This is a genomic window from Streptomyces atroolivaceus (assembly GCF_000717025.1).
Taxonomy (GTDB): domain Bacteria; phylum Actinomycetota; class Actinomycetes; order Streptomycetales; family Streptomycetaceae; genus Streptomyces; species Streptomyces atroolivaceus.
Map to the genome: position 1 here is coordinate 371,190 of NZ_JNXG01000018.1, position 23,297 is coordinate 394,486.

At 69.6% G+C, this 23,297-nt stretch carries 20 protein-coding genes and 1 pseudogene; 12 read left to right on the plus strand and 9 right to left on the minus strand.

All coding sequences use genetic code 11. From position 1 onward, the window contains the following. The first annotated feature begins 87 nt into the window (after positions 1-87). The 6 genes from OO67_RS30470 (at position 88) to OO67_RS30495 (ending at position 5,931) form a co-directional block, all read left to right on the plus strand. Positions 88-843, plus strand: a complete 756-nt coding sequence (locus OO67_RS30470; RefSeq protein WP_033304970.1) for a (5-formylfuran-3-yl)methyl phosphate synthase — start codon at positions 88-90, stop codon at positions 841-843. A 9-nt stretch (positions 844-852) separates the two neighbouring features. Next, on the plus strand, positions 853-2,256 hold the full coding sequence (locus OO67_RS30475; protein WP_051710012.1) for an aldehyde dehydrogenase family protein: 1,404 nt from the start codon (positions 853-855) through the stop codon (positions 2,254-2,256). 2 nt (positions 2,257-2,258) lie between these two features. Further along, on the plus strand, positions 2,259-3,362 hold the full coding sequence (locus tag OO67_RS30480; protein ID WP_033304972.1) for an NAD(P)-dependent alcohol dehydrogenase: 1,104 nt from the start codon (positions 2,259-2,261) through the stop codon (positions 3,360-3,362). A gap of 246 nt (positions 3,363-3,608) precedes the next feature. Then, positions 3,609-4,517 (plus strand): class I SAM-dependent methyltransferase, encoded by a 909-nt coding sequence (locus tag OO67_RS30485; protein WP_033304973.1) that lies wholly within the window; start codon positions 3,609-3,611, stop codon positions 4,515-4,517. Between the two features lie 220 nt (positions 4,518-4,737). After that, the gene (locus OO67_RS40230) at positions 4,738-5,067 is read left to right on the plus strand and encodes a hypothetical protein (protein ID WP_382056255.1); all 330 of its coding nucleotides are present in this window, start codon (positions 4,738-4,740) and stop codon (positions 5,065-5,067) included. Between the two features lie 213 nt (positions 5,068-5,280). After that, positions 5,281-5,931: a class I SAM-dependent DNA methyltransferase gene (locus tag OO67_RS30495; protein ID WP_033304975.1), complete on the plus strand. Its 651-nt coding sequence runs from the start codon at positions 5,281-5,283 to the stop codon at positions 5,929-5,931. Positions 5,932-6,228: 297 nt separating this feature from the next. Here OO67_RS30495 and OO67_RS30500 read toward each other — a convergent pair whose 3' ends face one another. Then, positions 6,229-6,540 (minus strand): NIPSNAP family protein, encoded by a 312-nt coding sequence (locus tag OO67_RS30500; protein WP_033305035.1) that lies wholly within the window; start codon positions 6,538-6,540, stop codon positions 6,229-6,231. A gap of 254 nt (positions 6,541-6,794) precedes the next feature. On the opposite strand from OO67_RS30500, the gene OO67_RS30505 reads away from it, so the two are divergent. Beyond that, the gene (locus OO67_RS30505) at positions 6,795-8,225 is read left to right on the plus strand and encodes an erythromycin esterase family protein (RefSeq protein WP_051710016.1); all 1,431 of its coding nucleotides are present in this window, start codon (positions 6,795-6,797) and stop codon (positions 8,223-8,225) included. A gap of 61 nt (positions 8,226-8,286) precedes the next feature. Here OO67_RS30505 and OO67_RS30510 read toward each other — a convergent pair whose 3' ends face one another. Together OO67_RS30510 and OO67_RS30515 are read right to left on the minus strand one after the other, a co-directional pair. Then, positions 8,287-9,771, minus strand: a complete 1,485-nt coding sequence (locus OO67_RS30510; RefSeq protein ID WP_063746181.1) for a hypothetical protein — start codon at positions 9,769-9,771, stop codon at positions 8,287-8,289. 558 nt (positions 9,772-10,329) lie between these two features. Continuing rightward, positions 10,330-11,709 carry an MFS transporter gene (locus OO67_RS30515; protein WP_078598361.1) on the minus strand — a complete coding sequence of 460 codons (1,380 nt, stop codon included), beginning with the start codon at positions 11,707-11,709 and terminating at the stop codon, positions 10,330-10,332. Positions 11,710-12,102: 393 nt separating this feature from the next. Here OO67_RS30515 and OO67_RS30520 point away from each other — a divergent pair, with 393 nt between their 5' ends. Further along, positions 12,103-12,411 (plus strand): hypothetical protein, encoded by a 309-nt coding sequence (locus OO67_RS30520; protein WP_033304977.1) that lies wholly within the window; start codon positions 12,103-12,105, stop codon positions 12,409-12,411. A 359-nt stretch (positions 12,412-12,770) separates the two neighbouring features. Here the strand turns inward: OO67_RS30520 and OO67_RS30525 are convergent, their stop codons facing one another. Both OO67_RS30525 and OO67_RS30530 read right to left on the minus strand, forming a co-directional pair. Then, a complete protein-coding gene (locus tag OO67_RS30525) occupies positions 12,771-13,925 on the minus strand; it encodes an NAD(P)/FAD-dependent oxidoreductase (RefSeq protein WP_051710020.1) in 1,155 nt (384 codons plus the stop codon). Then, a complete protein-coding gene (locus OO67_RS30530; RefSeq protein ID WP_033304978.1) occupies positions 13,922-15,946 on the minus strand; it encodes a LodA/GoxA family CTQ-dependent oxidase in 2,025 nt (674 codons plus the stop codon). The genes OO67_RS30525 and OO67_RS30530 overlap by 4 nt, the downstream gene beginning before the upstream one ends. 609 nt (positions 15,947-16,555) lie before the next feature. Between OO67_RS30530 and OO67_RS30535 the strand changes: the two genes are divergently transcribed. Beyond that, positions 16,556-17,356 carry a M23 family metallopeptidase gene (locus OO67_RS30535; protein WP_033304979.1) on the plus strand — a complete coding sequence of 267 codons (801 nt, stop codon included), beginning with the start codon at positions 16,556-16,558 and terminating at the stop codon, positions 17,354-17,356. A 42-nt stretch (positions 17,357-17,398) separates the two neighbouring features. Here the strand turns inward: OO67_RS30535 and OO67_RS30540 are convergent, their stop codons facing one another. Then, entirely contained in the window at positions 17,399-17,581 is a 183-nt protein-coding gene (locus tag OO67_RS30540) for a hypothetical protein (RefSeq protein ID WP_033304980.1), read from the minus strand. Between the two features lie 78 nt (positions 17,582-17,659). After that, positions 17,660-18,967, minus strand: coding sequence for a phosphopyruvate hydratase (gene eno / locus OO67_RS30545; RefSeq protein WP_033304981.1), 1,308 nt, complete (start codon positions 18,965-18,967; stop codon positions 17,660-17,662). A 162-nt stretch (positions 18,968-19,129) separates the two neighbouring features. Between eno and OO67_RS30550 the strand changes: the two genes are divergently transcribed. After that, positions 19,130-19,552: a MarR family winged helix-turn-helix transcriptional regulator gene (locus tag OO67_RS30550; protein ID WP_033304982.1), complete on the plus strand. Its 423-nt coding sequence runs from the start codon at positions 19,130-19,132 to the stop codon at positions 19,550-19,552. Positions 19,553-19,947: 395 nt separating this feature from the next. Here OO67_RS30550 and OO67_RS40235 read toward each other — a convergent pair. Then, a pseudogene (locus OO67_RS40235) lies at positions 19,948-20,292 on the minus strand (AQJ64_40280 family protein); the annotation flags it as partial. 395 nt (positions 20,293-20,687) lie between these two features. Here OO67_RS40235 and OO67_RS30555 point away from each other — a divergent pair. Together OO67_RS30555 and OO67_RS30560 are read left to right on the plus strand one after the other, a co-directional pair. After that, positions 20,688-21,482 carry an SCO4651 family lipoprotein gene (locus OO67_RS30555; RefSeq protein ID WP_033304983.1) on the plus strand — a complete coding sequence of 265 codons (795 nt, stop codon included), beginning with the start codon at positions 20,688-20,690 and terminating at the stop codon, positions 21,480-21,482. A 563-nt stretch (positions 21,483-22,045) separates the two neighbouring features. Beyond that, positions 22,046-22,327, plus strand: a complete 282-nt coding sequence (locus OO67_RS30560; RefSeq protein ID WP_033304984.1) for a hypothetical protein — start codon at positions 22,046-22,048, stop codon at positions 22,325-22,327. Positions 22,328-22,815: 488 nt separating this feature from the next. Here OO67_RS30560 and OO67_RS30565 read toward each other — a convergent pair whose 3' ends face one another. Then, on the minus strand, positions 22,816-23,112 hold the full coding sequence (locus OO67_RS30565) for a hypothetical protein (protein WP_051710022.1): 297 nt from the start codon (positions 23,110-23,112) through the stop codon (positions 22,816-22,818). Positions 23,113-23,297: the final 185 nt, after the last annotated feature.

Genomic DNA, 23,297 nt, shown 5'->3' on the forward strand with positions numbered 1-23,297 from the left:
GGCCGCAGCAAGGATGAGCACACGGACCAGGCAAGCGGCTCCGCTCACCTGCCCTCGGCAGGTAGACATACGGTGGAAGGAACCACGTTGTTGCTGCTCATCTCTCCGGACGGTGTCGAGGAAGCCCTCGACTGTGCGAAGGCCGCCGAACACCTTGACATCGTGGATGTCAAGAAGCCCGACGAAGGCTCGCTCGGGGCGAACTTCCCGTGGGTCATCAGAGAAATCCGCGCGGCGGTCCCGGAGGACAAGCCGGTCTCCGCCACCGTGGGGGACGTACCGTACAAGCCCGGTACGGTGGCCCAGGCCGCGCTCGGCGCGGCTGTCTCCGGAGCCACGTACATCAAGGTCGGCCTCTACGGATGTGTGACGCCCGAACAGGCCATCGAGGTCATGCAAGGGGTTGTCCGGGCAGTGAAGGACTATCGACCGGACGCGTTCGTCGTCGCCTCGGGCTACGCCGACGCCCACCGGATCGGTTGCGTCAACCCGCTCTCCCTGCCCGACATCGCCCGCCGCTCAGGTGCCGACGCTGCCATGCTCGATACCGCGGTCAAGGACGGGACTCGCTTGTTCGACCACGTGCCGCCCGATCTCTGCGCGGAGTTCGTCCGGCTGGCCCACGACGCCGAGCTGCTCGCCGCCCTGGCTGGCAGCATCAAGGTGGCTGACATCGGCACGCTGACCCGTATCGGCACGGACATCGTGGGAGTGCGCGGGGCGGTCTGCGAGGGAGGCGACCGCAACGCCGGAAGGATTCAGCCGCACCTGGTGGCCGCCTTCCGGGCGGAGATGGACCGGCACGCCCGAGAATGCGCAGCGGCCGTGGCCGCCGCGGGCTGACCGCCGAGCATGCCGACACGCTCGCCCAGCCCCGTGCCCGTGCTCCGCGATGAGTGCTTCGCCGTGCTCGACCCGGCGACGGGCGAAGCCTTCGCCGAGGCTCCCGACCAGCAACCGGACGAGTTGGACGCCGTCGTCAACCGGGCCCACGAGGCCTGGCGCGGCTGGCGGTCCGACTCGTCCGCCCGCACCCCCGCGTTGTTCGCGGCAGCCGATGCCGTGGAGGCGGCGGAGGCTGACCTCGCTTCCCTGCTCACCCGTGAACAGGGCAAACCCCTGTCCGAGTCGTACGCGGAGATCGCCCGTGTGGCGGCCCGCCTGCGCTACTTCGCCGAGCTCGACCCCGGCCGGCAACCGATCACAGACGGCAGGCCGGTACACGGCGAGATCCGTTGGCGGCCGCTGGGGCCCGTCGGCGCGATCGTCCCGTGGAACTTTCCCCTCCAGCTCGCGTCGGCGAAGTTCGCGCCCGCGCTCGCCGCAGGCAACACGGTGGTGCTCAAGCCCTCCCCGTTCACACCCCTCGCCACGAGGATGCTGGGGTCCGTCATCTCCACCGCCCTCCCCAAGGACGTACTGACGGTCGTCACCGGTCGAGAGCCCCTCGGCGCCCGGCTCGCCTCTCATCCGGGGATCCGCCACGTGACGTTCACAGGCTCGATCCCCACCGGTCGGGCGGTCGCGGCCGGCGCGGCCGGCGCGCTTGCCCGGGTCACCCTGGAACTGGGGGGTAACGACGCCGCCATCCTGCTGGACGACGTGGATGTGGAGCGGGTCGCGGACCGTCTGTTCTGGGCGGCTTTCCGTAACTGCGGCCAGGTCTGCATGGCGGTGAAGCGCGTCTACGCTCCGGCCCGGATCTACTCCCAGGTGGTCGAGGCACTCGCGTATCGCGCGAAGACCGCAGTCGTGGGGGCCGGGCTCGACCCGGACTCCGAGATGGGGCCGGTCAACAACGCTCCCCAACTGGCCAGGGTCGAGGGTTACACGGCCCGGGCCCTGGCCGACGGTGCCCGAGCCGTGGCCGGAGGTCACCGGCTGGACCGACCTGGCTACTTCTTCGCCCCCACGATTCTGGCCGATGTCCCGTCCCACAGCCCGGTGGTGACAGAGGAGCAATTCGGTCCTGTTCTGCCGGTGCTGCCGTACGGAAGCCTGGACGAGGCCGTCGAGGCGGCCAACGGCACCTGCTTCGGGCTGGGCGGCTCGGTATGGGGGACCGACCTCGACCGGGCCGAGGCGGTCGCCGACCGACTGGAATGCGGGACGGCCTGGATCAACCACCACGCCGAACTTTCCCTGGCCCAGCCCTTCGCGGGCATCAAGGAAAGCGGAGTCGGTGTAGCGGGTGGGCTGTGGGGGCTGCACGGGAACCTCAGGCCGTTCGTCGTGCACCGCCCGAAGGAGGCGTGACGATGCGGTTCCGTGCGGCGGTGCTGCGCTCGTACGACACCCGGTTCGGCGTCGAGGAACTGATCCTGAACGCGGGACCGGCCGACGGCGAGATCCTGGTCAGGATCGCGGGCTGCGGCATGTGCCGGACCGACCTCGTGGTCCGGAGTTCGTCGGGCCGCACGCCGTTGCCGGCGGTGCTCGGCCACGAGGGGTCCGGGGTCGTGGTGGAGACGGGCGGACCGGACACCGGCCTCCGGGCCGGCGACCATGTCGTGCTGAGCTTCGACTCCTGCGGACACTGCCGGAACTGCATCGGCGCGGCCCCTGCCTACTGCGACTCCTTCGCCTCGCTCAACCTCTTCGGGGGGCGCCCGGAGGGTGCGGCGCGGCTCACCGACGCGGCCGGGGGCGAACTGGCCCCACGGTGGTTCGGTCAGTCCTCGTTCGCCGAGTATGCGATCGTCCGGGCCCGCAACGCCGTCCGGGTCGATCCCTCCCTGCCCGTCGAGCTGCTCGGACCGCTCGGCTGCGGCTTCCTGACCGGCGCCGGAGCGGTCTTCAACTCCTTCGGCGTCGGCCCCGGCGACACCGTCGCCGTCTTCGGTGCGGGAGCGGTGGGCTTGGCCGCGGTGATGGCGGCCGACGCTGCCGGGGCGGTGACCGTAGCCATCGACCGGTACCCGGAACGGCTGGCCGTCGCCGAGCGACTCGGTGCGACCCCGCTGCACGCCGCATCGAGCGGCCTGCCCGAACGCATCCAGCGACTGACCGACGGCGGTGCGCGGTACGCACTGGACACGACGGGCTCCGCCAGGCTGATCAACGACGCGCTCCTGTCCCTGCGCCCGACGGGCCACCTCGGCTTGGTGGCCCGGCTCCGCACCGAGCTCCCCCTCCGGCCCGGGACCCTGGACCGGGGCCGCAGGATCTCCCACATCTGCGAGGGGGACGCAGTACCGGCACCGCTGATTCCGCGGCTGACCGAACTCTGGCAGGCCGAACGGTTTCCCTTCGACCAGCTGATCCGTACCTACCCGCTCGCCGACATCAACGAGGCGGAACGCGACTGCGACGCCGGCCGTGTGGTCAAGCCCGTACTGATCCCGGAGGGGACGGGCGGATGACCGAGGCGTCCGACGCCGTTCCCCGTCACCTGAGGGGCAGCCCGGTACGTACCTCCACCGGGGCCGGTACGTCCGCGAACCGACCCACGACGAGCCCTCCGGACCGATGATGCGGGCGCCCCGCCGGGACGCCGCCGCTCGTGCTGCTCGTGGCACGAGCTGTCTGGCGCTTGGGTGTCCGGACACACCGCGGATCCGTCAGCGCGGTTCTCACGTTCATTGTCTCTACTTCCCCAAGGGGTGCACATGGTCGACGCAGTGCGTCAGAACACCGGCGTGGACGGCGTGGAAGGGGGTGTCGGGCTGACCGCCCTCATGGTGGCCGCAGCACGGGCGATCGAGACCCACCGCCACGACAGCCTGGCGCAGGACGTCTTCGCCGAGCACTTCGTGCTCGCCGCACCGGCGTCCGCGGGCTGGCCGGTCCGCATGCAACAGGTGCCGGACGGGGACGCGAATCCCCTGTGGGGACGATTCGCGCGCTACTTCGGTCTGCGGACGAGGGTCCTCGACGACTTCCTCCTCCGCTCGGTGCACGAGGGGTGCGCGCGGCAAGTGGTGCTGCTGGGGGCGGGGCTGGATTCACGCGCCTTCCGACTTGACTGGCCTCCGGGCTGTGTGGTCTTCGAGGTCGACAGGGAGGGCGTGCTGGCGTTCAAGCGCGAGGTGCTGGGCGGCACGTCGGCCACCCCGAAGGCAGCACGTGTGGCTATTCCCGTTGATCTGCGCGCCGACTGGGTCGGAGCCCTGACCGACGCAGGCTTCGACCCGACCGCGCCGAGCGTCTGGCTGGCCGAGGGATTGCTGTTCTATCTTCCCGCCGCTGCGGAGACCTACCTCATCGACACGGTGGACCGCTTGAGCGCGGGCGGGAGTGCCCTGGCGTTCGAGGTCAAACTCGAGAAGGACCTCCTGGAATATCGCGACAGTCCGCTCTACACCTCGACGAGGCACCAGCTCGGCATCGATCTGCTCAAACTGTTCGATGGAGAGCCGCGGCCGGACTCCGCAGGCGACCTGGCGAACAAGGGCTGGTCCACATCGGTCCACACGCCTTTCGACTTCACGCATCAACACGGGCGAGGCCCGCTGCCCGAGCGGAACGACGCGCTGGCGGGTAATCGGTGGGTCTTCGCGGGGAAGCCCCAGCCGTAGCGCTGTAGAGATCACTGCGCGGTGGCCACAGGCTGGGCCGTCACCGAGTCCAGGCGCCGGCCCCCGACACGAGCCGCGGGCGGCCGATTTCCGCGCCGCCCGCGGCCTTTCGCGAGCTCCGGGGCCCTTCGGGCCGAAGGGAGCTGACAGAAGGCATGCCGGCTCGCGGACACGTGCCGCGTGGAAGAGGGTGCTGCTCCCCGCGTTCTGTAAGGGTTCGGTGCCCTCGGTGCCAGGGCGGGGCGAGGCGGCCGTCCACGCCGCCATCGAGCGCATGGGGACGGGTCGGACGGTGGTGATGGTGGCCCACCGGTTGCACACCGTCCAGCAAGCCGACCGCATCGTCTTCCTCGACGCCGGCAGGATCATCGAGGAGGGCAGCCACGAGGAACTGCTCCATCGTGGCGGCCGCTACGCCGAGTTCTGCAATCTCTCCCTGGCACCGGCAACGACGTGGCCCGGGCCGGACGAGGATGCGACGGACAGCTCCGCGGGGAGCGCGCCGACGGCGGACCGGCCGATCGCGGAGCAGGGACTGTCGTCGAAGTGATCGTGGGCCGGTGGTGGGGCTGCTCGGCGCCGGCCACCGGCCGGTGCCGAGTGTGCCTGCGCAGAATCGTCCGGGAGTTGTGTGAGGCGGCCGCACGGCAGGAAGGTGGTCCTCGCAGGCCGTGGCCTGGGCGAGGCCCTCGCGGGAGTTGGGCCATGCGGCGCCTCCGTACCCAGGGGCGATGAGCTGGGCGGGGGAGCTACTGTCACGAGCATGATTGAACACGATGCCCTCAGCGCTACCCGCGAGGCCTACGACGATGTCGCCCCCACCTACGCGCAACTGTTCCGCGACACACTGCATGACAGTCCCTTGGACCGCGCCATCCTGGGTGCCTTCGCCGAGGTCGTACACGCGAGTGGGAACAGCCGGGTCGCGGACCTGGGGTGTGGCCCTGGACATGTCACCGCTCACCTGCACGAGCTGGGGCTGGATGCGTTCGGTGTCGACGTCTCTCCCGTGATGATCGACTTGGCTCGGCAGGCCTGTCCGGGCCTGCGGTTCGACGTCGGCTCGATGGCCGCGTCCGACATTGCCGACAGCGCCCTGGGAGGCGTACTCGCACGTTGGTCCATCATTCACACTCCGCCGCAGGAAGTCCCCGCCGTTCTCGCGGAGTTCCATCGTGTGCTGACACCCGGCGGCCACCTTCTGATCGGCTTCTCGGCGAGCGATGGTTCGTCGCACGCGACGCAGGCCTTCGATCACGCAGTCGCCACGGCCTATCGGTGGTGGCCTGATCACCTCGCCGCGACGCTGCGCAACTCCGGGTTCGCCGAGGTGGCCCGGATGGTTCGCGAGCCTCAGCCCACCGACCGGCGGCAGTTCAAGGCAGTTCACCTGCTCGCCCGCAAAGCGGGCTAACTCCCCCGGCCCTGCACAGCGGCCGAACCGGACCGATCCGGACCGGATCCGGCGGGAACGCATGCGGGTCGTACCAGGACCTGCCCGAGTCCGATCGGGTGATTGAAGGAGTGGGGGCCATGCTGCATGGCTGTCGCCAGACCGGCTTCCCCTCGCGGACGCGCTACGTCACCGCGGGCGTCGCCGCACAGCTCACCCTCGCACGGGCCGGTCTCGCCACCGCCCTCGTCCTCCGGACGGCCATCGACCCGGCCACACCCGGAATCGGCAGGGTCGCATCTCGTGTCTCCCGCCCGCCTAGGCCAGGCCGTCGAGAGGCCGGAGGAAGCGGCGCTCGTACCGCTTGATGCAGCGGGTGCGACGAGCCAGTTCGAACGCTTCCTGGCACTCCGGATCGGACATGCTGTCCGTGCGGTACTGCTCGTACGCGGCCAGGCTGGGAAAGGAGAAGAGGGCGTAGGCGATGTCGCTGTCGCCCTCACTCGGCAGGAAGTAGCCGTGGTGAGTTCCGCCGAAACGGTTGACGAGCCGGACCCAGCGGCGGCCGTACTCCTCGAAGTCATCCAGCTTGTCGGCGTCGACCTCGTACTTCAGGTGAATGGTGATCATGCCTGCATGATGCCGTGTCATCAGCATTCCGTGCAGCTCGCGCACAGCGGCAGTCGGCCGGAGGCCCGCAACTGACCGGGGGTCTCTGCAGTACGCGGCTGCGGCAGCCGCACAGAGGTGCTCCGGGAGTAGCGCGAGGCCGCGAGACGGGTCTCGAGTTGCCATCGGCGTAGAAGCACCATGTGGCTGTCCCCAGGAGGAAGACTGCAGGGGGCAGGCTGTACGCACTTACCGCTCATCGGCAGCCTTGATCCATGCCTGTACTGCTCAGAACACATCGCTCGCACCATTTACTGCTGCTCCTGGTCGTGCTGGCGCTCGGGGTCGGCACGCCGACGTCGGCCGCCCGGCCGGCGCACGCGAAGTCGACGACCACCGCTGATCCGGTGCGCGAACTGGCCCGCTCCGCGGAGATGCTGCGCTCCGCGGAGCCCGGCGCCCCCGACGGCGATCTGCGCCCCCTCGGACGCATGATCGGCTCGGCGAAGATCGTCGGGCTGGGTGAGGCCACGCACAGTTCCCGGCAGTTCTTCACGATGAAACACCGTGTCTTCCGGTACCTGGTCGAGGAGAAGGGCTTCACCACCTTCGCGCTGGAGGCACCCTGGTCCACCGGCCTGGTTCTCGACGAGTACGTGTTGTACGGGAAGGGTGACCCGGAGAAGCTCATGCGGCAGGAGTTCCAGAGTTCGTACCGGATATGGAACACCCGCGAGTACCTCGATCTGCTGAGGTGGATGCGCGCCCACAACGTCCGACATCCGGACCGGCCCGTGCAGTTCATGGGCGAGGACAACGGCTACGCGGGACCCGGGCTCTTCGACGCGGTCACGGACTATGTGTCCGTGCACCACCCGGACCTGCTGCCGGAGTTCAGCCGCCTCTATCGCGAGTTCCGGCCGACACGGAGCGTGGAGGAGACGGTCAACGAGAACATGACCAGGCCCGTCGCCGAGCGCAGGCGGACAGCCGCGGACGTGCGGCGCGCCTACGAACTGCTGCGGGCGCAGGGGCCGGACGGGGACCCGGAGGCCTACGAGTGGGTCCTTCAGCACGCCAGGGCCATCTCCCAGACCGCCACCCTCTACTCGTACTATGACTTCTCCGACCCCGAGAAGGTCGCTCAAGCCATGCTCTACCGCGACCAGGTCATGGCGGAGAACACCGTGTGGTGGCAGCGGCACACCGACCGCCGGATGCTGTTGTCGGCTCACAACGGCCACGTCTCCTACGAATCCGACAACCCTGAGCAGTATCCGAAGACCCAAGGGGAGTTCATTCGCCAGGCTGTCGGGGCCCAGTACATGAACATCGGGTACACCTTCGGGCAGGGCTCGTACAACGCGATGGACCTGACGGAAGCCGGGGAGCCCTATCGCCGCTTCTCCGTGGAGCCGCTGGGCGTGGGCAGTAATGAGGAGGCGCTGGAGAGAGTGATGCACCGGGACTACTACCTCGATCTGCGGACCACATCCGAGCCGGCTCGGGGCTGGCTGAGGGAGAAAAGACTGACCCGGTCGATCGGGAACTCCTGGCCGGAGGACCCCTACCAGACATCGCTCGGGCGCCAGTTCGACGTGCTCATACACCTCCATCGCGTCACGGCCGCGGATCTCCTGCCGACGGCCCGGGCCGGAAGTCCCGGGTCTGCACCTCGGGTGGCACCGGCGCCGGACATGCACTGACCGACCGGCCTTGGAAGGGCTGCTCGGCACAGTGCCCGCCCCACACCGGAGCGTCGTGCGGTCAGCTCTCGTCAGGTGCGCCGTGCAGGAACTCCAGACGTTGCTGTGCCACCGTCAGGTGCCGGCGATCGAGCGACGGGAGGGCCCGCAGCAGACTGACAAGGTCGGGACCGCATTCCCTCGCCTTGGCCACATCCCTCAGCTGGGTCCAGCAGTAATGGGCGCTCTTCGCCGCGGAGAGAACCTCCGGCGCGTCCGGGGACTGGCGGACGAGCCTGGCCTGGCCGGCGCCGATCCACAGCTGTGTGGCAAGCATGAAATTGCCGGACATCTTGGCGAGATCAGCGCGGATCTCCACCCACTGGGTGGCCAGCGGCGAATCGAAGCCACCGGTCTGCAGAGCGTGCTGCTCCCACATCTGCGCCAACAGGGCAGCTTCTGTGTGCCGGCCGGCCTGGGCGAGCGCGTGGATGTGGGGGCGGGGGTCCTGTGCCACGAGGGCCGTGGGAGCAGGCAGAAGCGACGGTGCGGGAGCGGTCTGCTGCTGCACGACGATGTCCCGCTGTCGGGTCCGGGCCGGTTGCCGAGCCTGGTCCGTTCGCGGTCGATGGCCTGGCATGGCCGGACGCCGGTCGTCGTCTGTGGGCCCGGGGACTGGTGGGGGAGTACCGGAGGGGCCGGCCGGCGGTCGGAAGACCGGACCGGGCTGCGGCGGTTGCTGGTCCGGCGCCAGGGCATGGTCTGGCACCGGGTGGCGTACCGGCCGGTCAGGCTCGGCGGATACGTCGGCGCGTCGGTGGTGCGGCAGGAACGGGGCGTTCCCGGCGAGGCCCCGTGGCGCGTTCGTCGTCGGCTGCCGGACGGGCTCGTACGCGGCGATCTCCGGAGCCCTGGGAAGGACCAGGGCACCTGGGGGCAGGGCGGCGGCTGACACGGTGAACGCGTGCAGCCGGGCGTTCGTCGGCCGCTCCGGGCTCCGGCGGAGCTGCTCGATCCAGTGCCGGGTGTAGGTGCTCACTCCCTCGTCCCCGACGAATCCGGGTGGGGTGACCACACCGAACACCTCCGCGGCCGTCGAGGCGGGCAGGGTCCCGTACTCCTTCAGAAGAGGCCACGCCCCTTTGTCCGCCGCCAGGTCGAAGACCACAGTCGTGAGCCCCTGGGGACGGGTGCGCAGCTCGATGCCCAGCCATTCCCAGGGGAGCGCCGTGTAACGGGCGGTGGAGGTCGTGGTCCTGGAGAGAGCGAGGTAGAGCTGCTGCCCCCGGCGGTCGGTGGTGAGCCGGCCCGAGAGGTAGACGAACAGTGGACCGGGGGTCGCAGCGGCGGCGCGCAGCCGGACAAGCAGGGCGTTCTGATCGTGCAGGCCGTCGAGGTACGTGGTGTCGCTCGGCAGGCTGCTTTCCAGCAGGGCCGAGACAGGGACCATGGACAGTGCCGCGAGGTTCTCGGAGGGGAGCACCTGGACGGTGCGGCGCCGGGTGGCGCTGTCCCCCGCGATCATCAGTACATGCCCTCGCCGCTGTTCCGCCCCGTTGATCTGCATGGACACCACCGTACTCATGCCGCACGAAGTCCCGGAAAGCGCACCGACGGAGCTGCTCGCCGCAAGGGAATCACTTGCAGAAGGGCCTGCGACTCCAGTGCGCGCGTGGCGATCGCGGCGAAGGCTCGGAGAGGGCGAACCGGAGCCGTGCCGGTGCCTGCTCACAGCAGTCCTGCGGCGGTCCCGGGAACTCCGGATCTTCTCATGCCGGCCTGAACGGGCCGCCCAGCTCACCGAGGACCCACCGGGGCGGGCACGGGCAGCCCAGAAGTCGGCCGAGACCGGGCAGGAGGAGGGACCCCGACACTGCTCCCGTTCCCCACGCCTGCTGGGAGCCCGGCACCCGGCGTTGCCTGTCGCCGCCATGGAACAGATGCTTGAGCGGATACAGTCGCCGGCCAGGCCGTACCAGGAGCATGACGTGCCGCACCGACGGCCACTGCGCTGCTTCCAGATCAGTTCACGGCGGACCTGATCCAGCAACTGGTGCCGGACGGGCTGTGGGGGGTTCCGACGTTCCCCACCAGGTCATGGAGGTGTCCAGGGCCTGGTGGGGAGTCAGGCCTGCCGGGTTTCGACGTCCCCAGGGTGGCAGTCGCCGGTCTCACGGGCGGCCGTCTCATGGCCTGTGGGACGGGTGGCCGTCGGCGGCCCGTCCTGCACGGCCGGAAGCATCCGACCCAGGCGTGCGAGCGGGGACAGCACCATCACCACCGGGGAAGTCATCATGCCCGCGGCCGTCACCATGAGGCTGGTGCGCAGCCCCCACTCCGTCGCGAGGAACCCTCCGAGCAGAGAGCCGAGCGGGGCCGTCCCCATGCCGACGAACGTGATCGTCGCAGCCACGCGGCCCTGCATCTCGTCCGGGGTGACGGCCTGCCGCACCGCCATGACCGTGACATTCACCAACTGGCCGGCGGCCCCGAACACGAGGTTGATCGCAAGGAGCGCGGGGACCGTCGCCGCCGAGGAGCCGTGCAGCGCGGGCACACACAGGAAAACGCCGTCGCCGAGTACCGCCGCGGACACGAGAACCGTGCCGTAGCCGAACCGGCGTGGCAGGCGGGCGGCCAGGATCGAGCCAAGCAGCGCGCCCGGCCCCGTCGCCGCGAGCGCGAGCCCGACTGTGGTGCCCGACAGGTGCAGTTCTCGTGGCAGGAAGAGCAGGTAGCCGGTCATCATGGCCGCGAAGGAGAACTGGAAGGCGGCCGAGGCGAGGCACACGGTCCGCAGCGAGGTTTCCCTGACGACGAAGCGGAGTCCGTCATGGATCCGTCGCCAGACCCGAGGGGGACGTTCCGAACGCGCCGGGATCGATTCGGTCCGCCGGATCCGTCGGATCGACAGGAACGACAACGCGAAGAACACCGCGCTGGAGGCAGCCGCGATCGGCGCAGACAGCAGTGAGACCAACGTGCCACCGAGGGCGGGTCCGCCGATCTGTGCCGCGGACCGGCTGCCCTCGAGCGCGCTGTTGCCCTGCAGCAACTGATCGCGTCTCACCAGCCTTACGAGAGAGGCCTGATAGGCCACGTCGAAGAACACGGACAGCGCCCCGACGGCGAAGGCGACCACGAGCAGAGCGGGCAGACCGAGCCATCCCAGAAGACCGGCCACGGCGGCCGCGCCCAGTACGAGGGTCCGGCCCGCGTCCGTCACCACCATCACCGTGCGGGTCCTCCACCGATCCACCCACGCGCCGGCGAAGAGCGAGAGCAACAGGATCGGCGCCTGCCCCGAGGCGCGCAGGACACCCAACTCGCCGGCGCCGGCGTCGAGGGTCAGGACGGCGAACAACGGGAGGACGATCAGAGTGGCGTGTTCACCGAGTTGGGAGGCCGTCTGGCCGACCCAGAGCCGACGGAAGTCGCGATCCCGCCACAGACTTGGCGGAACAGGTCGATCGGAACCGGACACAGCGGAAGAAGAAGACGGCACAGGTATCCCTTGGACAGCCGGCGACGAGGCCCCTCACCAGGCGCACACCAGGTGCGCCCGCGATCCAGGCAGGGGAAGGCTCGCTGTGCCGCGACTTCAAGGGCAGCACGCGAAGACAGGCCGATGACGGCCTACAACGTCAACGCGCGCTCGGACGACCGACCATGTCTGCAACTCCTCGTGGGTCTGCTCCCTGCACCCGGGAACACTAGCCCGTGACGACTCAGCACGAAAGACGATTTCCGGGATCACGGCCGGGCCTCGCCACGGCCTGCCCCGTGCCTCGCACGTGAGGGCGCCCTGAAGATCTTCGGGCAGAGGGCGGGGTCGCGCCGAACAGCCTGCCATCATGTGCCCTGACCCGTCGTCGACTCCCGAGGAGCACCACACGTCATGCGCCTGACCCGTCTCACCACGGCCGTCCTGGCCACCGCGCTCGGCTGCGGCGGCGCGCTCGTCACCGCCCCGGTCGCCTCCGCCCAGGGCGGATGCCAGTACAAGGTCGTGTGGCCGACCGCCGGGGTGTATGAGAACCCCAATCCGAACAGCGTCGTCGTCAAGACCAAGTACGCCGGTGACATCGTCGGCGCGTCGACCTGCGAGGGCGCGTCCTACAACGAGTACAGCTATGCGCTGGTGGCCACCGATGCGGCAGCAGACGGACGGGGCTGGATACGCGTCGGGGCTGTCGTTCCCCTCTGACCGTGCATCTGGGAGTTCTGGCACCCATCCCCTGAAAGATCTCGCTGGTCATGCGCCGAAGTGACGAGCGGAAGCGCGCCACCGGTTCCGGTAGAAGACGGCACGAGCCCGATGCAGCCGGAATCGGGGCCGTTCACGGAATGGGTGCCAGAACCCACCGACGTGCTGTGCACGCCCTCGCAGCCGGGGCTCGCCCGGGCGTCCACGCGGCGCAGACTCCGCACGACCTTGCGCGGCCCCCATCAGTTCGTCGCCTCGGAGGCGCGTGGCAGCTGCGACTCCCGCCCGGACAGGGGGAGAAGGCCTTGTACGGCCTTGCACCTGCGGCGGGCGGGGTCGGCGAGCGCCGCTGAGGCGCGCTACGGCGGCGGCAGGGTGCCGGAGGCGTGGACCGCCCGTTCGGCCGCCGTGCCTTGTCTTCGGGACCAGAACGGGCGGTCGGACCAGCGTGCTTCCTGGGCGTGGGCAGCCCGGTGCGCGTGCTGGTAAGCCGTGCGGGCGGCGATGATCTTGGCTGAGTACGCGTCCAGAGCGCCCGGGACGCCGCGCAGGTGGGCGTCGATCGCCTGGCCCGTGCAGAGCCCGGAGTAGAGGGCGGTGAGGATGCCCTGGGAGGACAAGGGGTCGAAGGCCAGGGCGGCGTCTCCAGCCGCGATCCAGCCGTCGCCGTGAACCTGGCCCAGGTAGGCGCTGTGGGCGGGGGCGCGGCGGGGAGGACCCGGTGGGCCGAGTCCGTGGGGGAGGGCGGTGGGCGCCACGTACCGCGTGGCGAGCAGCCGGCGGCGGAAGTCCGCGGGGGTGATCAGGTCGGGGTCGGTGAAGTAGGCGACGAGGCGGCGTCGGGAGGGCAGCAGGGTGGTGTACCACCAGCCGTCAGGGGTGGATTCGACCAGGGAGTGGCTGTCGGTGGCTTCGGGCAGAGCACCGAGGACGAGGTGGTGGGAGGTCAGCCGGTCCTCGATGTGCCGGCGGGCCCCTGCGGGGACGGCGATCGCGGCGCGTCTGCCGGTGGCGTCGACGATCCAGCGACAGGTGACGGCGAACGGTCCGGCGGGTGCGGCGTGCAGGGTGAGCCGCCAGATGCCGTCGCTGTCGCGCACGGGCCTGCGTACGGCCGTGTGTTCCGCCACGTCCGCGCCTGCGGCACCGGCCGCGATGCGCAGGCTGCGGTCGAACAATGGGCGGTCCAGGTGCCAGCCGTGGCCGTAGGGATCACGAATGAAGTCGACGGTGTGCAGGGTGGTGGAGCCCCAGGCGGAGTGGTTGCCGTGGCACGGCAGATGTCCTGCGGTCAGGACCGTGTCGGGGACCTGGAGGTCGCGCAGGAGCAGGCGCGCCACCGGGACCAGGGCCTCGCCGGTCTTAGGCGGGCCGGTCGCCGCATCGGCGAGGAGCACCGTACGGCCTGCCCTGGACAGCGTGAGGGCGGCGGCGCAGCCGGCTGGGCCGCCACCCGCGATCACGACGTCGTAGTGGTCGCGTGGCGTTCCGCAGCCTGCCGTCGCGGAGGTCACCGGGAATCGTGGAGGGGGTCGAGCTTCTCCAGGTAGCCGGCGGCGATCGCCGCCTCGTCGTGGCCGGTGGCGCGCATGGCCTCGCCGATGGCCTGGGTCACCAGGGCGGCCTCCACCTGCTCGGCAGGCAGTTCTCCGCGCCAGGTGCCGGCCTCAGCGGCCAGCCGCGGGCCTCCTGCCTGCGGGACCTGGATATTGACGAGGTTGGCGTGGTCGGGTGCCCCTCGAAGTTGTTCGCCGGGGACGGACTCGACTTGGATGAACGCCGGGAACCTGCCGTCCCCGCCGTCGTACTCGTGGGTCTCGACGATGCCGAAGTCGGGCCAGTCGTCGATCATCTGCCGACGCTGCTTGTTGAGGTCGGAGCCGGTCAGCCCGCGCAGCCAGACCGCGCGTCGTCCGAAGGCCTGCTCCCTGGTCCGGAGAGCGGTGCCGGGGTCGTTGACGATGTCGAAGTCCGAGCGCTTCAGGACGTGGTTGGGGATCTGGGCGGGCCAGAAGGTGGGGAGGTACGGGCTGTAGCGCGGGCCGAGACCGCTCAGTACCTGGTAGCCGGAGCGGCAGCTTGCGGCGTCGCACTGCCAGGGGGCGGCCATCCACCGGGTGAGGTCTCCCGGGCCCTGCGCGGACAGCGGGCCGTCCACGGACTTGACCTCCTGGTCGCTGAGGACGTCGCCGTAGTCGCGCTCGGGCGTGCCCGGGGAGCGGTGCAGGATACGAAAGGGCTCGGCGTACATGGTCTTGATCCGTACAGGCCAGGTGACTTCACAGCCGGGGTGGAAGGCGTCCGCGGCACAGTTCTCCAGCGCGGCCCGGTCGAGCAGGGCCGGTTGCTCCTGGACGGGTGCCTGGTCGACGTCTTCGTGGTGCGCGTGGAGGGGGCCGGGCTGGAATCGGCCCTCGGCCCACCGGGCGAGCAGCCTGTCCTGGGTCGGGGAAAGCGTGATGTGCTGCCGTTCCGAGGTACCCCTGTCGCTGGACATCGCGTCGCCGTACAGCCAGGGCCATGGCAGCGGTGACGTTCCGTCCCGTTCGTAGTCGCGCATCTGGACGTAGATCTGGCGGCGCAGCTCCTGGCTGCTGTCACCCGGGTCGGCGAGGCGTGCTCGCAGTGCGGGTTCGAGGAAGTCGTGGGGGCCTTTCCAGCCGAACTGCGCGGCGAAGCCGTGGTTGGTCCACTGGAGGCCGCAGAACCTGCTGAGGATCGGCTCGATGTCGTCGGCGTAGGAGACGACGGCCTCGCCCGGCAGTGTTGCCCCGGTGGTGAACACGTCCTGGATCACGTCGTAGAGGGTGCGGACCGTCTTCACGCCGGGGGCGTAGTGCGGTGGGGCCACCACGACCCAGGCCGGCGTCGCCGTGCTCGTCTGTCCGCCGATCGTGACCGCAGCGGTCACGGGTCCGTCGGAGACGTCGTCGTACCAGGTGTCGTTGTTCGTGACCCCTGTGATCGGCTTCTCCGGGGTGGTGTAGGACGACGACTTCCCGTTGCCGCCGACTACCAGCAGGCGGCCGGTGGGCTCGGTGGAGATCTTGCCGAGCGGGACCTTTCGGCCCATGATCGTGCCAGTGTCGAAGGCACCCGTGTCGTGCAGGGAGGTGCGGACGGTACGGATGCCGGGGTCGATGACGAGCTTTCGGCGCTCGGCGCCGACCACGCCGGCGTTTCGCCGGCCTCGCTTCTCCGGCGTGAGGGACGTCGCTTCGGGGATGTCGAGCGGAATGTGGAAGCGGTACCAGGCGGCCTTCTTGTTGGCCAGGTGTACCGACCAGCGGATCTCGCTCACGCCGTCCTGGCCGAGTTTCAGCTCGCGGACGACCTCGCCCGCCTGGTTGTAGCCGTAGACCCGGAACCGGGCGGCCTGCTTGACGACCGCCCCGGCCGCGTCCTTGTGGGAACCGGGAGGAAGCGGCTTCTGGTGCGGTGACTCGGGGCCGATGAACGGCGCGGCGGAACTGTTGCCGACCCGGGCGATACCGATTGCCGGATGGATCTTCACTTGCACGATCTGCTGGTCCACGGGAAGCCTTTCGGTCGGTCACACCGAAGTGAACATAGGCATGGAAGTGGGTGTCTTCGCAGGTGGCGGGGGCCGTTGGAGGGAAGACCTCGCACCGTCGCGGCAGGTCGGGGGCCGGTAACCAGGTGGCCACCACCCTCCTCGGCCGGAGGATCACCCGAGAAACGGGTCACGCAGCTGATCAGGAGAAGAGGCGTCCGTCCCGATGGAGCCGTTCGTGTACCTGCCCGCCGACGACCCGCTCCTCGGCGTGGCCGGGATCGGACTCGGCCACGAGGCGGGACGCTGGTGGTGAGCGGTGGCGGGCTGCCGCCGGTGGAGCTCAGGCGTGCGCGTGTGGCGGACAGGGCGTAGAACCTACGGTTGAGGATGTACTGCCCCGAGAAGGCGATCAGTCGCGGTGCGAACGCCGAGATCGAGGGTCGACTGGCGACGCTTTGGCACGGAACGCCAGGGCGGTGAGGGCCCAGGCGCTGCACATGCCATGCGTTCCTGATCGAAGAGGTCGCCGCATGCTTGTCAGCGGCACGGGCTCCCGCTATGTTCCCGAGGTCTCACCGCGCTTCGGCCCAGCGCTCCGTCAGGGCCGTCCCCCACCTAGGAGCAGTCGTGAGGTTATTCAGACGTCTTCCGGCCCTCGTCGCCGCAGCCCTCCTGGCGTTGGCCGGACTCTCGGCCGCACCGGCGCAGGCCCGGGAAGCCGGCGTGACGGCCGCACCCGCCTTCAAGGCGCCCTACCCCTGTGGCCAGCGATGGACGTACAGCCACCACTCGGCCGAAGTACGCCGCGCGCTGGACTTCGTTCGCTCCGACGGCGGTGCTACGGCCGGCACTCCGGTACTCGCCTCGGCCGCCGGCACGGCCACCCGCTACTCACAGCCGAGTGGTGCCGGCAACTACATAGCCATCGACCACGGCGGCGGCTGGAAGACGTACTACTTCCACCTCTCGGCGTACTCCGTGGCGAGCGGCGCATCGGTCGCCCAGGGGCAGCAGATCGGCGTCACCGGCAGCACGGGGGCCTCCTCCGGGGCGCACATCCACTACGAGCAGCTGTACAACGGGGTGGGCCAGAACATCGTCATCAACGGCGCCGCCCTCTCCTACCCCGGCAGCTACAACCAGGCCTACCTGACCAGCGACAACGCGTGTGGTGGCAGCGGTTACCCGTTCAGTACCTGGGGCAGTGGGGTGAACGTCCGCGTCGACGCCCGTGTCAGTGCCTCGGTCGTCGCCACCCTCGCCGGTCCGACGGCCGTGCGGGTGCTCTGTCAGAAGCAGGGCGACACCGTCAACGCCGAGGGATACAGCAACAATTGGTGGAGCAAGCTGCGGGACCAGAACGGCTTCATCAGCAACATCTACATCGACCACCCGGACCAGAAACTTCCCGGCGTTCCGCTCTGCTGAGGTGAGGCCGGATCGTGGTGGACCGCCCTCGCCCCACCACGATCAGCACACCCAGATCTCTGGCATGCATGCTTCACATGTGCGCTGCGCGTACCCTCCGAGGGTGGTCAGCGATACGAGAACGATCACCCAGGGCAGTCGGCCCTTCGGGCGCGCCGCGTAGTCCACCCCGCCGGCGATCTCACCGGAGACCGCCACCTCGGCTCCGGCAGCCGCCTCGCCCATGGTGCGTATCTCCCCGGCATGCGAGCGGCCCCCCGATCGTGATCGGGGGGCCGCTCGGTCTCTACCTCTGTCCGCTGTTCACGCCTGACGCAGTGCGGTGCGGCCGGCGAAGCGCGCCGTGTGGCCCAGCTCCTCTTCGATCCGGATCAATTGGTTGTACTTCGCCGTGCGGTCGGAGCGGGAGAGCGAGCCGGTCTTGATCTGGCCGCATCCGGTCGCCACCGCCAGATCCGCGATGGTGGTGTCCTCCGTTTCCCCCGAGCGGTGCGACATGACAGCCGTCCAGCCCGACTGATGGGCCGTGGTCACCGCGTCCAGAGCCTCGGTCAGGGTCCCGATCTGGTTGACCTTGACCAGGACCGAGTTGCCGACGCCGGTGCGGATGCCCTCGCGCAGCAGCGTCTCGTTGGTGCAGAACACGTCGTCGCCGACGAGCTGGCAGCGGTCGCCCACGCGGGCGGTCAGTTCGCGCCAGCCGTCCAGGTCGTTCTCCGCCATGGGGTCCTCGATGGAGACGACCGGGTAGGCGTCGACGAGCTTGGCCAGGTAGTCGACGTTCTCGGAGGGGGTGCGGCGCACCCCCTCGCCCGTGTAGTCGTAGATCCCGTCACGGAAGAACTCCGACGACGCCGGGTCCATGAGCAGGCCGATGTCCGTGCCGGGGCGGTAACCGGTGCGTTCGATGGCGGTCATCACGAAGTCGAGCGCCTCCTCAGCGGTACGCAGCGCGGGCGCGAAGCCGCCCTCGTCGCCGACGCCCGTGGAGTGGCCGGCGGCCAGCAGGTCACGGCGCAGGGTGTGGAAGACCTCGCTGCCCATGCGGACGGCTTCGGCGAAGGTGTCCGCGCCCACGGGCGCGATCATGAACTCCTGGAAATCCAGGGGATTGTCGGCGTGGGCGCCGCCGTTGACGATGTTCATCATCGGCAGCGGCAGAAGGTGGGCGTCGGTGCCGCCGAGGTAGCGGTAGAGGGGCTGGCGGTGGGCCGCCGCAGCGGCCTTGGCGGCGGCGAGGGAGACGCCGAGGATCGCGTTGGCGCCGAGCCGCGACTTCGTGGCGGTGCCGTCGAGGGTCACCAGCGCGGCGTCGAGACCCGCCTGGTCCGCCGCGTCCCGGCCACGCACGGACGCCGCAACCTCCCCGTTGACGTTGGCCACCGCCCGGTCGACGCCCTTGCCGTGCCAGCGCGCGGAGTCTCCGTCGCGCAGTTCCACGGCTTCCCGGGCGCCGGTGGAGGCACCGGAGGGGACGGCCGCGCGCCCCAGGGACCCGTCCGCCAGGACGACGTCGACCTCGACCGTGGGGTTGCCCCGGCTGTCGATGATCCGGCGGGCGGTGACGGTCTCGATGGCGGCGTCGACGGTACCGACTGGCTTCGCGGACATGGGAGTTCCTTCCCGTTGTCATGTGCCGGGGCCCGGCTGCGACAACGCTGGCGCTGAGCCCGACAGGTGCAAAGAATACAGCAATGCTGCTCAGTTTGGCTGTACAGCATTGCTGTGCAGGTCAGGTGCACAGCTTTGCTGGCCAACGGGGTAAAATGCCCTATGCCCACCTCGGAAGCCGCCGCCATCGCCGCCGCACTGCGCACTGCGATGGGCAAGCTCACCCGACGCGTCAAGCACGAGGACCGCATCCCGCTGGGCCAGGTCGCCGTGCTCGGCGCACTCGACCGCGACGGTGCCATGACCACCAGCGACCTGGCCGCCGATCAACGCGTACGACCCCAGTCGATGGCCCGGGCAGTGGGGCTTCTCATGGAACAGGACCTGATCACGCGCCGGGCGCACCCCACGGACGGCCGCAAGTCGCTGGTCGAGCTGTCGGCCGCGGGCCGCGCCGCGCTCGAAGCGGAGCGCGGGCGCAGGGCCGGTTGGCTCGCGCAGGCCATCGAGGCCGAACTCACTGATGAGGAGCGGGCGTTGCTGGCGCGAAGCGCCGCCCTGCTGGAGCGGCTCGCCACACGCTGACGCCCCGACAGGCCACGTTCGCCCCGGCTCGAGACCCGGAGCCCCGGGGTCTCGGCTTCGCTCGCGCAGGAGGTGCTCCCTCCGCCGCACCGGCCGTGCGCCCAGGTACGTCCCGTGCGAGGACTTCCGGTCGGCCACGCCGAGAGCAGGTGCCGTGGTGACCCGGCCGCCCCCCGGAGCGGGCGCTTTCCCCGGGCAATGGTCGCCTGCCGGGGCAACGGCTCTCGCCAGGACATTCGGCCCCCTGCCCACTCGGCGAACCCGCAGTCCGAACACCATGTCACGCGTACGAGGTCTCGGCGCGCGCTGGGCCGATCGGCTGTGTGGCCACTCGTCCGAGGAGTCCGAGCAGGCTGAGTGTCAGGTAGCGGAGCCTCCCGCACGGTCTGGAGAGCTGCGTGTGCGTCCTTCCCGAGGAGCACGTGGGTCGTCCCGCCTGGCAGGGTGGGCAGCTCAGCCCAGTGCGTCACGGTCTCCGCGCTGGTGAGGCCGCACGGCAGACGGACGATCCCGTCGGAGTCGACGAAGCAGTTCTGGTGCTCTGCGTCGTCCCCACTCCGGTGCAGAGTCGTGAAGTACATCGGCCGTACCAGCCAGAACTCCTCACCCACCGCGGTATCGGAATCAGTGACGCTGTCAGGCGGATACCGCCCCGTGACCGCCGCTGCTACCGGCGTACCGCTCCGAGGCAACCTGTCGCGGGAATCAACCCATGTCACGGCGGTGTTCAGATTCGTCATCTCCAGCCTCACCCAGTCACTCGGCAGATCGTCTACTGTCCCTGTGCCCACCCGCTGGCAAGGACACTGCGCCGAGCTCAGTACCAGGAAAGACCGCTCGGTGTGCACGAAGGTTGCTTGTGACGGAGCGAGCAGGGCACCACGCCGACCACGGCCAACCCCTCCTCGGCCTTCACGATCACGAAGGGTCACGAGGGCCGACGGCACGTCAGCTCAGGGTTCGCCAACAGGTCCTGCAACTGCCGCGGGTGGGCGCATCGGCCGGGGCTCCACCCGGTTTTCGAGCGCACGCGGGTGAGTCCGAAATCCCCAGGCCCCGTCACCGGTTGCATGCGAAGATCTACCGGCCCCTCTCGGGCTCCACCCCGCCGCAGTAACGATTTCTCGGAGAGCCCATGCGCCGCGCCCACCTCCTCTCTGTCGCTGTCCTCCTGCTCTGCACCGCCTGTTCCAGCGATCCGTACCGTGACTCGGGGGAGGGGGCGAAGAAGGCCGTGGATCACGCCGCGGCCGTGCGCGCCGCGATCGAGAGGACGAGCGCGGACAGCGCCCGCGTGGACGAGAAGATCGAGTTGCAGTCCGCCGACAGCCCCACGGCTTACGTGTTCACGATAGCCGGGGCCTTCGACCTGGCTGGTGACAAAGGCCGGCTCTCGGTGGAGCTGGAGGAAAGCGGCATGGACCCCGTCGAGGAGGTCTTCGTCGGCGACACCGTCTATGTGCGGGGCTCGCGGGCGGTGGAGGAGGGGAAGTGGGCCTCGGCTCTCCGGAGCGAGGCCCTGACGCGGTATTTCCTGCGCGCGCCGCTGAACGACCCCGAGCACCTGCTCCGCCAGATGAAGGCGATGCAGCAGGTGTCGAACGAGGGCCAGGATCAGGTGAACGACGCTCCTGCGGTGCACTATCGGGGCACGATCGACCATGCCACCGCGACGCTTCGGATGACGGCGGAGACGAAACAAGGGCTGCACGACCTGCGCGAGAAGCTGGGCGAAGACATGCCCGTCTACGCGGACGTGTGGGTCGATGGGAAGGGGCGCGCCGTGCAGGCCCGACTGTCCTACTTCGGCGGGATGAAGGCCATGACGACGATGACGCTGTCGGATTTCGGGACGCCGGTGAAGGCCGAGGCGCCGCCGGCCAGGCAGGTCGTCCCCGTGACGGCGGGCGAGGACGTCCTGCTGGCCTGAGTGGGGCGGGGCAGGGCACGGCGCGGGGTCACCCTGGGCGACAGTCAGACCGAAGAGGTCGGCGACGGAGACGACACAGTCTGCCGGCGCGTGCGGCTGCTCGACTGGCATGGAGGGTCCGAGACTGCCGGGATGTGCGCGGTGGGTATGCCGGTGCGTTTGCGGGGCCCATCGGTCACGGCCTTCGGACGAGTGCCAGGGCGCCGCACTCCTTCGACGAGGACACTGTCACTTGGACCGCACCCGCAGTCGACGACGCCGGGCCCGCCTCACCGAAGCCCGGCAGAGGCCGTTCGCCGCCGAAGTGCGCGAAGTCGAGTCCATCGACGTCGACATACCCGACGGGCGCCGACCTGCTGTGGTGCGATCCCCGGTCCGTACTCACCACGGCAGATCGGCACGTGGGCTCCGCACCCATGATGCCTGGCTCCCAGCGCGAGTAGCCGGTATACAGCAGGCATCGTTTACCAGTTGTTGGATTGCCGATACTTTGCGTGAGGAGAGCGGGGCGTCGCAGATGCGGCCTGCGGTATCGGAAGGGAAGGACGTACATGAAGCGAGGCATGGCTACAAGCCTGGGGGCGTTCGTGGCCTCCGCGGCGCTGGCCCTCACGGTCTCTGGGTCCGCGTACGCGGCCGAAGGCGTGCTGATCGTCAATGGCGCCGAGTACAAGCATCCCTCCGGCTGCTATCCCGTCATCTGGTACCCGTCGTCGGTGACCAACCACACCGATGCCATCGCCGAGGTGCACTCCGGCCCCAACTGCACGGGGCTGGTGGAGGAGCTCGTTCATCCGGGGCAGACGTACCACTCCGAAACCGCCGGGAGTGTCTTCGTCCTCTGATGTCCCCTCCGGCCACCCGTCGGCCTCCGTCGTGGCTGCGGCCCACCGTCCGGCGGTGGGTGGCCCGGGCGTATGGATGTTGCCTCCACTCGCTTCGCGAGGAGGGCCCCGGGTGATCGAGGCCGGGCGGCGTGGGACGCGAAGCGGCACCGGCTCGTCCTGCCACTCCCATGCCGGCCGCAGCATGGACGGCAACGGCCTCTGCACGGCTCCGGACATCATGAACTTCCGCACCTCGCCCGGGCCCGACGAGACATGGTCGTCCTTCGTGCAACCCCGCGCGAGCGCGTGGCCGTCCGTCCGAACGAAACGCATGTGCTGTGCAACCCGTAGCGCCGGAGCCCAGGAGTTGCGAGGTCGCTTTCCTCCCGTGCTCGACGTGGAGTCCGGCGCGCGGCTGACCGGCGCCCTTCCGCCGTCCGTCGCTCAGCTGCCCCGGGCCGTAGACCCGGCCGGCGATTGCCGGCGGGTCTGGGAGCAGCCGTGCCTCAGCTCCAGTTGCCGGTCACCCAGGCGACGAGGCGTGGGCGGGGCGTCCCGTCGCACGGTACGAGTCCCTCGGTGGAGACGATCTCAGCGGTGAAGACCTGTCGGGCCGTCACGGTCAGATGGCTGGAGACGTCACCGGGTTCCCGGATCGTCTCCGGGCCATCGGACGCGACCGTCGATTCCTGGGTGAAGCAGCCGGCGTCGGAGAGAGGCTGGCCCAGATACCAGCCACTGACGAAGACGGCGTACAGGGTGGCGGCGGCGCCTAAGCGGCGCGGGGTTATCCAGGTGGGCACGAACGAAGTCTTCCACGAAGCAGAGCTCGGACGGTAAGCAAGCCGGCACTCGCTCATACGGCAAGAAGGAGAAGGTGCGCCGGAGTTAGGTACTGTTTCTCGGATCTCCTGACGGGGGTGGGGTGTTGGGGTCAGGCTGGCTTCATGGGTCGTGGGGATCTGACGAATGCGGAGTGGGATCGGCT

Bases quoted from the DNA above. Each gene is read 5' to 3' on its own strand.
- OO67_RS30505 (WP_051710016.1), top strand. From the start codon at position 6,795: ATGCCTGTACTGCTCAGAACACATCGCTCGCACCATTTACTGCTGCTC.
- OO67_RS30540 (WP_033304980.1), bottom strand. From the start codon at position 17,581: ATGGGCGAGGCGGCTGCCGGAGCCGAGGTGGCGGTCTCCGGTGAGATC.
- OO67_RS30485 (WP_033304973.1), top strand. From the start codon at position 3,609: ATGGTCGACGCAGTGCGTCAGAACACCGGCGTGGACGGCGTGGAAGGG.
- OO67_RS30495 (WP_033304975.1), top strand. From the start codon at position 5,281: ATGATTGAACACGATGCCCTCAGCGCTACCCGCGAGGCCTACGACGAT.
- eno (WP_033304981.1), bottom strand. From the start codon at position 18,967: ATGTCCGCGAAGCCAGTCGGTACCGTCGACGCCGCCATCGAGACCGTC.
- OO67_RS30520 (WP_033304977.1), top strand. From the start codon at position 12,103: ATGCGCCTGACCCGTCTCACCACGGCCGTCCTGGCCACCGCGCTCGGC.
- OO67_RS30480 (WP_033304972.1), top strand. From the start codon at position 2,259: ATGCGGTTCCGTGCGGCGGTGCTGCGCTCGTACGACACCCGGTTCGGC.
- OO67_RS30560 (WP_033304984.1), top strand. From the start codon at position 22,046: ATGGCTACAAGCCTGGGGGCGTTCGTGGCCTCCGCGGCGCTGGCCCTC.
- OO67_RS30555 (WP_033304983.1), top strand. From the start codon at position 20,688: ATGCGCCGCGCCCACCTCCTCTCTGTCGCTGTCCTCCTGCTCTGCACC.
- OO67_RS30550 (WP_033304982.1), top strand. From the start codon at position 19,130: ATGCCCACCTCGGAAGCCGCCGCCATCGCCGCCGCACTGCGCACTGCG.
- OO67_RS30510 (WP_063746181.1), bottom strand. From the start codon at position 9,771: ATGCAGATCAACGGGGCGGAACAGCGGCGAGGGCATGTACTGATGATC.
- OO67_RS30475 (WP_051710012.1), top strand. From the start codon at position 853: ATGCCGACACGCTCGCCCAGCCCCGTGCCCGTGCTCCGCGATGAGTGC.
- OO67_RS30500 (WP_033305035.1), bottom strand. From the start codon at position 6,540: ATGATCACCATTCACCTGAAGTACGAGGTCGACGCCGACAAGCTGGAT.